At 64.8% G+C, this 13,687-nt stretch carries 11 protein-coding genes; 7 read left to right on the forward strand and 4 right to left on the reverse strand.

Annotated features, from left to right (window positions below; genetic code table 11):
- The first annotated feature begins 9 nt into the window (after positions 1-9).
- From AC0YKC_RS22260 to AC0YKC_RS22290, 7 genes are all read left to right on the forward strand, one after another.
- Positions 10-1,452: a DHA2 family efflux MFS transporter permease subunit gene (locus AC0YKC_RS22260; RefSeq protein WP_488512606.1), complete on the forward strand. Its 1,443-nt coding sequence runs from the start codon at positions 10-12 to the stop codon at positions 1,450-1,452.
- A gap of 281 nt (positions 1,453-1,733) precedes the next feature.
- Complete coding sequence (locus AC0YKC_RS22265) at positions 1,734-2,720, forward strand: ABC transporter permease (RefSeq protein ID WP_320297070.1); 987 nt, start codon at positions 1,734-1,736, stop codon at positions 2,718-2,720.
- An 86-nt stretch (positions 2,721-2,806) separates the two neighbouring features.
- Positions 2,807-3,832, forward strand: a complete 1,026-nt coding sequence (locus AC0YKC_RS22270) for a sugar ABC transporter substrate-binding protein (protein WP_488512571.1) — start codon at positions 2,807-2,809, stop codon at positions 3,830-3,832.
- Positions 3,833-3,929: 97 nt separating this feature from the next.
- Entirely contained in the window at positions 3,930-6,053 is a 2,124-nt protein-coding gene (locus tag AC0YKC_RS22275; RefSeq protein ID WP_488512572.1) for an ABC transporter permease, read from the forward strand.
- Positions 6,050-7,099, forward strand: a complete 1,050-nt coding sequence (locus AC0YKC_RS22280) for an SMP-30/gluconolactonase/LRE family protein (protein WP_488512573.1) — start codon at positions 6,050-6,052, stop codon at positions 7,097-7,099. Before AC0YKC_RS22275 ends, AC0YKC_RS22280 begins: the two co-directional genes overlap by 4 nt.
- Positions 7,099-8,595 (forward strand): sugar ABC transporter ATP-binding protein, encoded by a 1,497-nt coding sequence (locus tag AC0YKC_RS22285; RefSeq protein ID WP_488512574.1) that lies wholly within the window; start codon positions 7,099-7,101, stop codon positions 8,593-8,595. Before AC0YKC_RS22280 ends, AC0YKC_RS22285 begins: the two co-directional genes overlap by 1 nt.
- A 367-nt stretch (positions 8,596-8,962) precedes the next feature.
- Complete coding sequence (locus AC0YKC_RS22290) at positions 8,963-9,370, forward strand: carboxymuconolactone decarboxylase family protein (protein ID WP_488512575.1); 408 nt, start codon at positions 8,963-8,965, stop codon at positions 9,368-9,370.
- A 171-nt stretch (positions 9,371-9,541) separates the two neighbouring features.
- On the opposite strand, the gene AC0YKC_RS22295 is transcribed toward AC0YKC_RS22290, so the two are convergent.
- The 4 genes from AC0YKC_RS22295 to AC0YKC_RS22310 all read right to left on the reverse strand — a co-directional run bounded on the left by AC0YKC_RS22295 (position 9,542) and on the right by AC0YKC_RS22310 (position 13,686).
- Positions 9,542-10,429, reverse strand: coding sequence for an amidohydrolase family protein (locus tag AC0YKC_RS22295; protein ID WP_488512576.1), 888 nt, complete (start codon positions 10,427-10,429; stop codon positions 9,542-9,544).
- Positions 10,429-11,565: a vWA domain-containing protein gene (locus AC0YKC_RS22300; RefSeq protein ID WP_488512577.1), complete on the reverse strand. Its 1,137-nt coding sequence runs from the start codon at positions 11,563-11,565 to the stop codon at positions 10,429-10,431. Before AC0YKC_RS22300 ends, AC0YKC_RS22295 begins: the two co-directional genes overlap by 1 nt.
- 226 nt (positions 11,566-11,791) lie before the next feature.
- Positions 11,792-12,673, reverse strand: a complete 882-nt coding sequence (locus AC0YKC_RS22305) for an AAA family ATPase (protein WP_488512578.1) — start codon at positions 12,671-12,673, stop codon at positions 11,792-11,794.
- Between the two features lie 8 nt (positions 12,674-12,681).
- Positions 12,682-13,686 carry a xanthine dehydrogenase family protein molybdopterin-binding subunit gene (locus AC0YKC_RS22310; protein ID WP_488512579.1) on the reverse strand — a complete coding sequence of 335 codons (1,005 nt, stop codon included), beginning with the start codon at positions 13,684-13,686 and terminating at the stop codon, positions 12,682-12,684.
- Position 13,687 lies beyond the last annotated feature (1 nt).

Below are 13,687 nucleotides of genomic sequence, written 5' to 3' on the forward strand. Positions count from 1 at the left end.
CAGCGCGTCATGACCAGCATTCCCGACAACGAGGCCGTGTCCCGGCCGATAGATTCTGCAAGGCAGTCCCGGCGCGTCGCGCTGATCGTGGCGGTCGCCTTCTTCATGCAACTGCTGGACTCGACGATCATCTCGACGTCGCTGCCGCAGATGGGGCAGTCCTTCGGCGTGCCGGCGGTGGCGATGAGCATCGGCATCACCGCCTACATGCTGACCATGGCGGTGTTCGTGCCGCTGTCGGCCTGGCTTGCCGACCGGTTCGGCGCGCGCAACATCTTCCTCGTCGCGATTGCGCTGTTCACGCTGGCCTCGATCGTCTGCGGCTTTTCGCAGAGCCTGACTGAGTTCGTCGCCGCCCGCATCGTGCAGGGCCTTGGCAGCGCGCTGATGACGCCGGTAGGCCGCATCCTGGTGCTGCGCAATGCCGAAAAGTCGGAGCTGCTCAACGCCACGGCGCTGATCACTTGGCCGGCCCTGTTCGCGCCGGTGGTCGGGCCGGTGCTCGGCGGCTTCATCACCACCTATCTCTCCTGGCACTGGAACTTCTTCATCAACGTTCCGCTGGGGCTGGCCGGATTTGCGCTGGTCGCCCGCTTCGTGCCGGGCGATCGTGAATCCGAGGCGAAACCATTCGATTGGCCGGGCTTTTTCCTCACCTCGCTCGGCCTTGCGGTGATGCTTTACGGGCTTGAACGCCTGGCGCATCCCGAGGACGGCTTGCTGCCGACGATAGGCTCCATCGCCATCGGCATCGTGATCGGCTGGCTCGCCGTGCGCCACCTCTTGCAGGTCCGGCATCCGCTGCTCGACCTTTCGGCCTTCAAGATACTGACCTTCGCGATCTCGACGCTTGCCGCGGGTACGGTCTTCCGCGTCGCGATCAACGCCACGCCCTTCCTGCTGCCGCTGCTGTTCCAGGTCGGCTTCGGCCTGCGTCCAGTCGATGCCGGCCTGTTGGTGCTGGCCTATTTCCTCGGCAATCTCGGCATGAAGACCGTGACCACGCCGACGCTCAGGCGCTTCGGCTTCCGCACAGTGATGGTGGTGAACGGGGCGATCGCATCGCTGGCGATCATGGCTTGCGGCGCGATCTCGCCGCAGACGCCGCTGCCGCTGACCGTCGCGCTGATGCTGGTCGCCGGTCTCACGCGCTCGATGCAATTCACCGCGCTGAACACGCTTGCCTTCGCCGATATCGGCGCGCCGCAGCGAAGCTCGGCCGCGACGCTCTCCAGCATGCTGCAGCAGATGGCGATGCTGTTCGGCGTGGCGATCGCGGCGGCGATCCTCAATTTGTCGCAGATCGTCAGGCACGAAGCCGTGCCCGACCTCGTCGATTTCAGAATCACCTTTATCGCGATCGGCCTGCTCGGTCTCGCGGCGGCGATGCGCTTCCTGGTCCTGCCGGCCAATGCCGGAGCCGAGGTTTCTGGCCATTCGACGAACAATTGAGGTCGCGCCGGCCGCATTTCGCGGACTTAAATTGCGTCGGCCCAGCTGCCATCGAACAGTCTCTTCCGCCAGCCGAGCGATCGGGGGCAACGGATTGCCAAAAGCACAGGAGTTTCCGGCTATTGCGCCAGTTTCGGCAATCGATGCGTCCACTTGGAAAATAGTCGGAGAGGCGCGGTTATTGAACGCGGATTCATTTGACGAGCCACTGTCGAGCCGATTAGCTTTCGTGCGGGATGGGGGCCGGCACGGCCTTGCCGTCGGGGCGAAAGACACTAGCGATGAATGGGATCGGCTGGCCGAACTGGAGGCACCTTAATCAGGAGGGCATCGTCTTTGCCATCGCCATCCTGCTGTTCGCCGCCGCCGCGCTGGGCCTGCCCGGGTTCCTGACCGCTGACAATCTGGTGGCCATCGTCCGCTCGGTCTCCGTGCTCGGCATCCTGGCGCTTGGCATGGCGGTCGTCATCATCGGCCGCGGCATCGACCTGTCGGCGGTGGCGATCATGGCGATGTCGGTCGCCTGGTACCTGCAACTGCTCAACACCGGAACCTCGGACGGGCTCGCCTTCGTCTACGTGCTGGCGGGCGTTTTAGCCATCGGCCTGCTCAACGGCTTTCTCGTCGCCTATGCCGACGTGCCGGCGATCTTCGTGACGTTGGCCACCGGCTCCTTCGTGTTCGGCTATGTGCGCTCGCAGCTGATCACGCAGGATGCCGTGCCGGTGCCCGGGGGGCACTGGGTCGAGTTGCTCGGCGGCGTCCGCTTCCTCGATATTCCGGTCGAGGTGTTCGTCTTCGCCGGGCTGGCCTTCCTGGTCTTCCTGTTCCTGCGCTACACCAAATGGGGCCGCTTCATCTATTTCGCCGGTGACAATCCGGTCGCCGCCCGCAACATCGGCGTTCCGGTGCGGCCAATGCTTGTGCTGCGCTACGTGCTGTCGGCTTTCGTGGCCCTGATCGCCGGCCTGCTGACGGCGGCCAGCCTGCATTCGATCAACACCCGCATCGTCAATTCGACGCTGCTCTACGACATCGTGCTGGTGGCGGTGATCGGCGGCATCGGCCTGTCGGGCGGCAGGGGCGGGGTGCGCAACGTGCTGGTAGGGGCGGCGCTGATCGGCATCCTGCTCAACGCCATGACCATCATCGATATTCCGCTGCTCTACCAGAACCTGATCAAGGCGGCGATCCTGCTCGGGGCCATCATCGTCGACGGCATCATCAATCCGCGCGACGAGCAGACGGCGCAACAAGGCGACATTTAGAGCAGATGGACTAGCCCATATGCTCAGGGGTACCCGGAGCGATCGCGACGATTGGCCGGCAGCAATCGAAACCAGAGGGATATGACATGAGACTGTTCAGAACATTGATAGCCGCTGCCACGGCGCTTGCCGTCACCGCCTTCGTGGCGCCGAGCTTCGCCGCCGACGATCCGGGCCCCGCCGCCTATGCCAAGTCGCTCAACGGCAAGCGCGTCATGCTGGTGCCGCTGGCGATGGGCTTCGACCTGGCGCAGGGCTGGGCGCATTATCTGAAGAAGGAAGTCGAGGCCTGGGGCGGCACGTTCGAGACGCGCGATCCGAACTGGGTGGTCGACGCCGGCGCGCAGGCGATCACCGACGCCATCGCTTCCGACACGCGGCCCGACGTGCTCATCATCCATGCGCCCGACCTCAACTCCTATTCGAAGCTGATGAAGAAGGCGCAGGCCGCCGGCACCTATGTGCTGCTGGTCGACAATCCGGCCAACTTCCCGGCCGACGCCTTCGTCGGCAGCGACTGGGACAAGCTCGGCCAGCTCGAAGCCGAAGCGGCGATCAAGGGCTGCGGCGAGAATTCGTCGAAGAAGATCGGGCTGGTGCAGGGCGACCAGGCGAACTCGTCGAGCCTCTACCAGTATGCCGGCATCATGAAAGTGCTGGAGAAGCATCCCGACTTCCAGGTGGTGGCAAAGCCGGACTCGAACTGGGACGCGACGACCTCGCGCAACGTGACGACGACGATGCTGCAGCAGCACCCGGACATCTGCTCGATCATCGACTTCTGGGACGGCGACGCCACCGGCGCCTCAGCCGCGATCCGCGACGCCAAGCTCGACGGCAAGGTGTTCCTGGTCACCACCGGCGGCGGCGAAAAGGCGGCTGACTGCGACAAGCTCGTGGACGGCACCTATGGCGCCGTGGTGATGACCGATCTTGCCCGCCAGTCGGGCGACATGAACGCCATCATCAAGTTCCTGCTGCAGAGCGGTCAGCCTGCCGGCACCTCGCACAGCTACATCTACACGCTGGAGAAGGCGACGACCAAGGCCGACCTCAAGCCCGACAGCTGCTGGGACTTGAAGGCGCTGCAGGCCGAAGCGGCGGCGAAATAAGCCGCCGCCCGAGAGCATCCCACGAGGTGGCCGGATCGGTCCGGCCACCTCTTTTCCCGTTGCCCGTTCTTTTCCCGTTGAATGACAGCAGCAGCCGATGAATTTTCGTGAACGCCTCCAGGCCTGGCGCTACAATCTCGTGCCCGACCATCTGGTCGGCGAGATCCTGACCAAGCGCTGGACCGACAACGCCATACCTTTCCTGGCGCTGGTGGCGACGCTCGGCGTGTTCGGCTCGATCATTCCGGGCTTCTTCAAGCTCACCTCGTTGCAGGAATCGACCCGCCAGCTCGGCGAGTTCTCACTGGTGGTGATAGGCATGACCGTGGTGATGCTGGGCGGCGGCATCGATCTTTCGGTCGGCTCGATCTTCGCGCTGTCCTGTTTTTCCGCCGTCTACGTCTTCTTCATCCTCGAGCAGTCGATCTGGCTGGCCCTGGCCGCCGCACTTTGCACGGGGCTCGTCTTCGGCGCCATCAACGGCTACCTGGTCGGATATCTGAGGCTGCGCGCCTTCCTCACCACGCTGGTCACCTTCATCTTCGGGCGGGCGCTGTTCGACATCCTCGTCACCACCTATGCCGCCGACGTGCAGCTTTCGCAGGCTTCCTCCGATGTGCTCGACTTCATAGGCGACGGCACGTTCTGGGGGCTGTCGGTCTCGGTCTGGTTGGCGATCATCCTGGCCATCGTCACGCATGTCGCGCTGACGCGATCGCGCCCCGGCTGGCATGTGCTGGCGGTGGGTGGCTCCCGGCGCTCGGCGCACAATGCCGGCATCCGCGTGCGCCGCACCGTGTTCATGACCTATGTCTTTTCCGGTTTCTGCGCCTCGATCGGCGGCTTCCTCATCGCCTGCCGGTTGAGCGGTGCGGGGCCGGGCACCGGCCTCAACCTCGAGATCATGGCGCTGACGGCGGCGGTGGTCGGCGGCGTCAGCCTGGGCGGCGGACGCGGCTCGGTGGTCAAGGGCCTGATGGGCGCCATCATCGTGCTCACCATGACCAACGGCCTGATCCGGCTGGGCTACGGCACCGGCACCAACCAGATGGTGCTCGGCATCCTTTTGGCCGTCGCCGTCACCATCGATATCCGCTGGCTGAAGAACCGCCACAAGGTGCTGAACGAGGTCTATGTCGCGCCGGTCTACCTCAAGATGGGCGAGACGCAATCAGCCGCGCCCGGCTCCGGCACATCCTACGAGCTCGACAACCGGCTGTCGGCGGCGGACCATATCGGGCTCGGCGAGCTGGAGGGCCCGGAGGACGTCATCCTCGACCGCGACGACCACCTCTACTGCGGCACGCGCCATGGCGAGATCGTCCGCTTCTTCGCGCCTGACTACAAGCGTTCCGAGGTCTTTGCCCATATCGGCGGCTTTCCGCTGGGCCTGGCCTTCGACAGGCAAGGCAATCTGATCAGCTGCGTCGGCGCCATGGGGCTCTATTCGGTCTCGCCGGAGCGGGATGTGAAGCGCCTGTCGGCGGAGACGGCGCGCTCGTGGACCTCGATCGTCGACGATGCGCGGCTGCGCGATCCCAACGATTGCGACATCGCGCCCGACGGCCGCATCTATTTCACGGATTCGACGAAGCGCTATGACGCCCACGATTGGGCGCTGGACTCGATCGAGAACCGCGCCACGGGCCGCCTGTTGGTCTATGACCCGAAGGACGGGTCGACCAAGACGCTGCTCGACGGTTATCGCTACACCAACGGCGTGTGCATGGCACATGACGGCAAGTCGCTGTTCTTCGCCGAAAGCTGGGCCTGCCGCGTGCACCGCTACTGGCTGGAAGGGCCGAAGGCGGGCACCGCCGAATGCGTCATCCGCGACATGCCGGGCTATCCCGACAACATCAACCGGGCTTCCGACGGCAATTACTGGATGGCATGGCTCGGCATGCGCACGCCGAGCTTCGACCTGTCGCTGCGCCACCCCGACATGCGCAAGCGCATGACGCGGCGCCTGCCGCAGGACGAATGGCTGTTCCCCAACATCAACACCGGCGGCGTGGTGAAGTTCAACGAGAAGGGCGGCATCGTCGAGACGCTCGGCGATCTTTCAGGCAACGCGCATCCGATGGTGACCTCGATGCGCGAGCACAAGGGCTATCTGTTCGTCGGCGGCATCCTCAACAACCGCATCGGGCGCTACAAGATCGCCGGCGCGAACCCGAACTGGACAAGCCCCGCTTCCTATTGGGGAGCAAAGCGATGATCCTCGATCCGATCCTGGATGTGTTTCGTGGCAAGGCGGTCACCATCCCCCCGCTCGACGGCGCCTTCCGTCCCAACACGCGGCTCGACGACCTGCCGGCCTTCGCCGAACTGACCGAACCGGACAATCTTTTGGCGGCCGACGGGCGTCTGCTTGTCTCCAGCGGCAATGCCATCCTGGCGGTTACGGCCGGTTTCGAACCCGTGGGGATCGAGACCTTTCAATCCCCCGTCTCCGCGCTGGCGCTGTCGCCATCGGGCGACCTGACGGTCGGGCTGGAAAGCGGCAAGCTGCTGATTGCCGGCAAGGAGGTCTCGTTGCCTGCGGAGATCCGCTGCATCACGGCGCTTGCCTATGCGGATGATGGCACGCTGTGGCTGGCCAATGGTTCGGCACAGCACCTGCCGTCGCAATGGGCGGCCGACCTGATGAAGAAGGGCGCATCTGGCTCGCTTTGGTCGCGAGCGGCGGGCGGAGATTTTCGTAAAGTGGCCGGCGACATCGCTTTCCCTTACGGACTATATCCCACCGGCGCGGATGTGGTGGTCAGCGAGAGCTGGCGCCATCAACTGGTTCGCTTCGGCGCGACCGGCAACCGCGGCACGCCGCTGACGCATCTACCCGGCTATCCCGCGCGGCTGTCGCCGGCATCGGATGGTGGCGCGTGGCTGACGCTGTTTGCGCCGCGCAACCGGCTGATCGAGTTCGTGCTGCAGGAAACGCATTATCGCCAGGACATGATCGACCAGGTGCCGCCGGCCTACTGGATCGCGCCGGCACTGGCCTCCAACCGCAGCTTCCTCGAGCCGCTGCAATGCGGTGGCATCCGCACCATGGGCATCCACAAGCCGTGGTCGCCCACCCGTTCCTACGGTCTCGTGGTCAGGCTCGACCGGGACATGCAGCCGCAATTCAGCCTGCACAGCCGCGCCAACGGCACGCGCCACGGCATCTGCAGCGTGGCGGAACAGGACGACCGCCTGTTCGTCGCCTCGAAGGGCGGCGATTGCGTGCTGGCGCTTGACCTTGCGCCGGGAGGCTTCTGATGGATCCGATCGTGCGCCTGGAGGACGTGACGAAAACCTACCGCGGCGTGCCGGCGGTGAAGAATGTCAGCTTCGATCTGAGGAAGGGCGAGATCCACGCGCTGCTCGGCGAGAACGGCGCCGGCAAGTCGACGCTGACCAAGATCATCGCCGGCGTCGTCGACGCCACTTCGGGCAAGATGTTCCACAAGGGGCAAGAGATCGCCTACGCCTCGCCGCATGCCGCGCTGGAAGCCGGCATTGCCATGGTGTTCCAGGAGACCAGCCTGGTGCCGTCGATGACGGTGGCGCAGAACCTCTATCTCGGCACCGAGAAATTCCTCAACAGGCTGCGCGGCACCTACATCTCGGCGCAGCAATTCCTGCAGTCGCTGAACTTTCCGGTCGATCCCAACGCGATGGTGGCGACGCTTGGTGCTGCCAAGCGGCAGATGGTCGAGATCGCGCGCGCCGTCCACCACAATGCCGAGATCATCATCTTCGACGAGCCGACGGCGACGCTGACGCCGGAGGAGAAACGCCATTTCTTCGCGCTGATCCGCCGCCTTAAGGCGCGCGGCGTGTCGATCGTCTTCATCAGCCATGCGCTGGAAGAGGCGCTGATGATCGCCGACCGCATCACCATCCTGCGCGACGGCGAACTGGTGATCACCGACGAGACCTCGGCCTTCGACCGCGACAAGATCGTTGCCGCCATGGTCGGCCGCTCGCTATCGGGGCAGATCTACCGCCAACGCGACGAGACGAAACTGCGCAAGGCCGGCAAGAAAGTGCTCTCGGTGCAGGACATCTCGATGAGCAACATCGTGCGCAACAATTCCTTCTCGATCTTCGAGGGCCAGATCACCGGCGTGTTCGGGCTGATCGGATCGGGCCGCACCGAGACATTCAAGATCGTCTCGGGCATCTACAAGCGCGATTTCCTGCGCGGCGGCGCGATCGAGCTCGACGACAGGCCGGTGCGCTATCTGGTGCCGAGTGAGGCCGTGGCAGACGGCATCGTCTACGTCACCGAGGACCGCAAGAGCGAGGGTATCTTCGAGACGATGGGCATCGCCGAGAACCTGTTCGGCGGCCTGCTTGCAGCCGGCCGCGAAAAGGCCTGGGTGATAAACCAGCAGGAGATGCGGCAGCTTTCGGCCGAATGGACCAAGACGCTCAACATCAAGGCGATCAACGACAATGCCCGCGTGGTCGAGCTCTCCGGCGGCAACCAGCAGAAGGTGGTCATCGGCAAGGGGCTGGTGCAGCAGCCGCGCATCGTCATCCTCGACGAGCCGACGCGCGGCGTCGATGTCGGCGCCATCGCTGAAATCCACCAGATCATCAACCGCTTGGCCGACGAAGGCCTCGCCGTGGTCGTTATCTCGTCCTACCTGCCGGAGATCATGAACCTGTCCGACCGGATTCTGGTTTGCCGGCAAGGGCGTATCGTCGAGGAGTTCTCTCCGGCGGAGGCGACGGAGGAGAAGATCATGTATGCGGCAGTGCACTAGGGTGTGGCTGGTGGACACCTTGATAATTGGCCGGAGCCTCCGCGACGTCGTCATCCACGGGCGGAGCAAGGAGCGAAGCGACGCGCGCAGACCCGAGGATCCATGCCGTGACGTTTAGGCGCCGCTACGGTCCAGAATTCTGCTCCGCTGCGCTCTTCGCGCGAGGTCGCGGCATGGATTCCAGGGTCTGCGCGCGTCGCTTCGCTCCTTGCTCCGCCCTGGAATGACGATGTTGAGGTGCTTCGATAACCTACGCGGCAGTGTGCTGTTTCGAGCCAAAAGCTCAATCGGACAAACAGGTTAGCCATCTATGCGCAATGCTTGATTCAACAACCTCGACCAACGCCTCAAACGAAAGGACCACGCCATGGCCACCACGAAACTGCTCAGCGATGCCGAGGTCGAAAAGATTCCGGCGGTGAAGGCCGTGTTCGACGATATCCGGGCGACCCGCAAATCCGACTTCGTCAACAATTTCTGGCGCGGGCTCGCCAATGATCCGGCGTCGCTGAAGCGGGTTTGGGAGCAGCTCAAGGCGGTGATGGTCGCCGACAGCGCCATCGATCCGCTGACCAAGGAAATGATCTACATCGCGGTCTCGACCGCCAATGGCTGTTCCTACTGCATCCACTCGCATACGGCAGCGGCGCGAGCCAAGGGCATGACCGACGCGCAGCATGGCGAGCTGGTGTCGATCATCGGGCTCGCAGGCCAGACCAACCACCTGGTTACCGCCATGCAGATCCCGCTCGATCCGCAATTCGAGATGAAGTGAAGCGCCGACTTCCCCTTCTCCCCTTGTGGGAGAAGGTGGCCGAGCGAAGCTCGGACGGATGAGGGGTGCTCCAGGGAACGCCAGCGTCTCACTCCGCTGGAACACCCCTCATCCGTCTCGGCGCTTCGCGCCGATCCACCTTCCCCCACAAGGGGGGAAGGAAGGAAAGCGCTACACTGGCCGATACACCTTCTCTGCCGTGTTCCAGAAGATATCCGCCTCGGCCTTCGCGCCGTGCCTTGCGACCGCCGCGCGGTGCGCCTTGATCAGCTCGGCGTGGCTGGTCCACAACTTCTCGATCGGGAAGTTCGAGCCGAACATCAGCCGGTCGCTGCCGAGGATGTCTATCGCGTTGTCGACGATGTAGGCGATGAGTGCCGGGTCGTTGCGGTGGACGAAAGTGCCGAGCCCCGACAGTTTTGCGTAGAAATTGGGCGCTGTGGCGAGTGTGCGCAGGCCGGCCTTCCAGGCTTCGGTCGTTTCCGGCTCCATGCCGGTCAGCATGCCGGCATGGGTGAGGATGAAATTCGTCTCAGGGTTTTCGCCGACCAGCGTCAGTCCGTCCTTCATCTGCGCCGGGAAAAGCTGCAGGTCGAAGGAGAGGCCGTAGTCCTTCAGCCGCGCCACATTGGCGCGCACTTTCGGATCGATCACCTGATCGGCCGAGGCGGCGAAGCGGAAGGCGGGAGTCTCATGCCAATGGAGCTGCATGCGCACGCCGCGCAGCAGTCTGTATTTCATCAGCCGGTCGATTTGCGGGCGGACATCGTCGATCGTCACGTCGGCGTAGCCGACGATGGCGTGCGGCCAGCCGGTCTCGTCGGCGGTCTTCTGCAGGAAGGCCACTTCCTTCTCGAAATCCTCCTTGGCCCAGTTGGTCTGGACATAGACGGCTTTCTCGACGCCCGAGCCCTTCTGGTCTTCTAGGAACTCCGTGATCGGATAGTCGCGGCGGATCGGCTCGTAGGGGCCGAAGATGCGCGGCACCATCGGTCCGACCAGCCAGGGCTGGTCCTTTTGGCGCCAGATGTGGAAATGCGCGTCGATGGCCTTCTGCATCACGATATCCTTTTCCAGATGACTGAAGCCGCAGGCGCGGGGCGGGCGAGCGACAGGATGAAATCAGTCAGGCCTTTGACCGACGAGCCGTCGACCAGATCGTCGAGCACCGGCAGGATGGCGCTGAGCGCCGACGTCGCCGGGCGAAAGCGTGGATCGCCGGCGAGCGGGCTCGCCAGTGATAGCCGGAAGGCGCGGGCGCTGAACCGCCGCATCGCGGTTTCGAGGTCGGCATGGTCGCCGCGTTCCAGGCCATCGGACAGGATGACGACGCAGGCGCCGCGTACAAAGGCGGAAAAGCGCGGCACCGAAAGGAAGGTGAGCAATGTCGGGCCCATGCGGGTGCCGCCGTCCCAATCGTCGACGAGCGCCGCGGCGCGGGCGAGCGCCTGCTCGCGGTCGCGGATGCGCAGCGCTGAGGTGATGCGGGTGAGACGCGTGCCGAAGGTGAAGATCTCGGCGCTATCCGCGCCTTGCACGGCGGCGTGCGCGACCTTGAGGTAATCGGCGGTATGCAGTTTCATCGAACCGGAGACGTCGATGAGCAGCAACAATTTTCGCGATACGATCTGCCGGCGGCGCAGCAGCGGCGAGGGGATGTCGCCATCGGCGCTGACGATTTCGCTGAGCGAGCGCCTGAGGTCGAGCGTGCCGCGCGAGCGGGTGCGCATGGTGCGGAAGGAACGGCGCGCGGGCAGGGCCGACGCCAGCTTGCGGCGGAACTGGCCGAGGCCGTCGGCGTCGCGCTGGAAATCGCGGCTGCTCAGTTGTTCGAGCGCCGAGGAGAGCTCGCCGCCTTTCTCCTGGCGAGTGGCCTGGTTCTCTTCCTCGCGCGTGCCGCGATCGTCCTTGACGCGGGTCTCGTCGTCCTCTTCGCCTTCGATCGACGGCTTGGCGTCGCCGTAGAAATAGGTGCGGAAATGAGCCACGAATTCGCCGCGGCGGTCGGGCGAGGGCGCCAGCGTTGCAAGGGCTGCCTCGCGGATGTCGCTCATCGAGCGTGGGCCGAGCAAGGTGACCGCTTGCATGAAGCTGGTGACCTGTTCGGGGGCAATGGCAAAGGCGTGGCCGCGCAGCAGCCGGGCGAAGCCGAGGAAGGGGGCCGCGGCGGGGGGCAAGCTTTCCGGACGCCTCATTCCTTCGCGCCCCTCTCTGTCCTGCCGGACATCTCCCCCTCTAGGGGCGAGATTGGCAGCTTGGGCGGTTCGCTCTTTCCTGCAACGTCGGCGATTGGCGAAAGCCGGCGTGCCATCTGATCTCCCCCCAAGAGGGGGAGATGTCCGGCAGGACAGAGAGGGGGGCTGTCCCGCCAGCGTCGCGCATTAGCCCTGGGGTATTGCGCCAGCGCGTTGCGATTATCCATCACCCCAGCGCCTCCTCGACAATCCTCCCCAGCTCCGGCGCGATCGCCGACAAATCCTCCTCGTCCTTGATCAGCACGCCGATGGCGCGGCGGAAGGCTTGCGGCCACGGGCTGCCGCCTTTCTCGAGGATGGTCGCGGCGTTCGCCCATTCGACCGCCTCGGCGATGCCCGGCGGCTTGGCCAGGGGCCGCGCGCGGATCTCCTGCACGGCATTCGCCACCGCGCGCGCGGTCGCCTCGGCGACACCGCCCGAGCGCAGCATGATGATCTCGGCCTCGCGCTCAGCGTCGGGATAGCCAATCCAGTGATAGACGCAGCGCCGGCGGAGCGCCTCGGCTAGCTCGCGGGTTCGGTTCGAGGTCAGGATGACGATGGGCTGCGTCGCGGCGCGGATGGTGCCGCGTTCCGGGATGCTGATCTGGAAGTCGGAGAGGAATTCAAGCAGCAGCGCTTCGAACTCATGATCGGAACGGTCGATCTCGTCGACCAGCAGCACGCGCTGTTCTGGCGTCCGCAGCACCTGCAACAGCGGCCTCGCGATCAAAAATCGGTCGTCATAGATATCGATCTCGTGCTCGCCGGCATGACGGATGGCGAGCAGCTGGCGCTGGTAGTTCCATTCGTAAAGCGCATGCCCGGCGTCGATGCCTTCATAGCATTGCAGGCGCACCAGCTCGCGTCCAAGCAGCTCGGCGACCGCCTTTGCGGCTTCGGTCTTGCCGACACCAGGCGCACCTTCGAGCAGCAACGGCTTGCCCAGGCGGATCGCCAGGAAGATCGCGGTCGCCAGGCTGTCGTCGGCCAGATAGCGCGAGGCGGCAAGGCGCTCGGCTATCGCCTCCGGCGAAGCCGCGACTTCAACGGCGTCGGCGTTTGCCATCTTCCCCCTCAGCCCGCGGCCTGCGCCTTCAGCGCGCGCAGGATCCGCTCGGGCGTGATCGGCAGCGTGTCGATGCGAACCCCGACCGCGTCGAAGACGGCATTGGCGACGGCCGGAATCTGCGGATTGGCGCACATCTCGCCCGGTCCCTTGGCGCCGAACGGCCCGTCGGCCGAGGGGCGCTCGAGCACGATGATTTCGGTCTCGGCCAGATCGCCGGGGCCCGGCATCAGATATTGGTTGAAGTCGGTGCCGCCATGGTCGCGGTTCGGATAATTGGGTTCGGTCGTCTCGTAGAGGGCGTGGCTGATGCCCATCCAGGAGCCGCCGACCAGCTGCTGCTCGACCATCTTAGGGTTGAGCGCGCGGCCGATCTCGAAGACGTTCTTCACCGTCAGCACCGTCACCTCGCCGGTCTCGTCGTCGACCTCGACCTCTGCCACCGTGCAGGCATGGGCGTAGCAAGTGGAGGGCTTCATCGCGCCGGTCTCCTTCTCCGGATAGGAGCGCGGGATCAGGAACATGCCGCGGCCGGAGATCGAGCGGCCGCGCTTGAAATGCGCCGACAGCGCGACATCGAAGATCGAGATCGATTTCTGCGGCGCGCCCTTCACCTGGATGTTGCCCTGGCCGTCGGTTTCGAGGTCGGAGGCGTTCACCTCAAGCTCCTCGGCCGCCACTTCCAGCATCACCTGGCGGGCTTCCTTGGCGGCCTGGATGACAGCGTTGCCGGCGCGATGCGTGCCGCGCGAGGCGAAGGTGCCCATGCAGTGCGGGCCGGTGTCGGTGTCGGCGGTGTCGACGACGACGCGGTCGGTCGGCACGCCGATCGTCTCGGCGCAGATCTGCGCCATGATCTGCTTCATGCCCTGTCCCAGATCGACGCTGGAGAGCGTGACCATGAAGTTGCCGGTGGGCGTCGAATGCACCAGCGCTTGCGTCGGGTCGCCGCCGAGATTCATCCCGGTCGGATAGTTGATCGCGGCGACGCCGCGTCCACGCCGGATCGCCATC

The sequence above is a fragment of the Mesorhizobium sp. CNPSo 4661 genome, assembly GCF_057784215.1.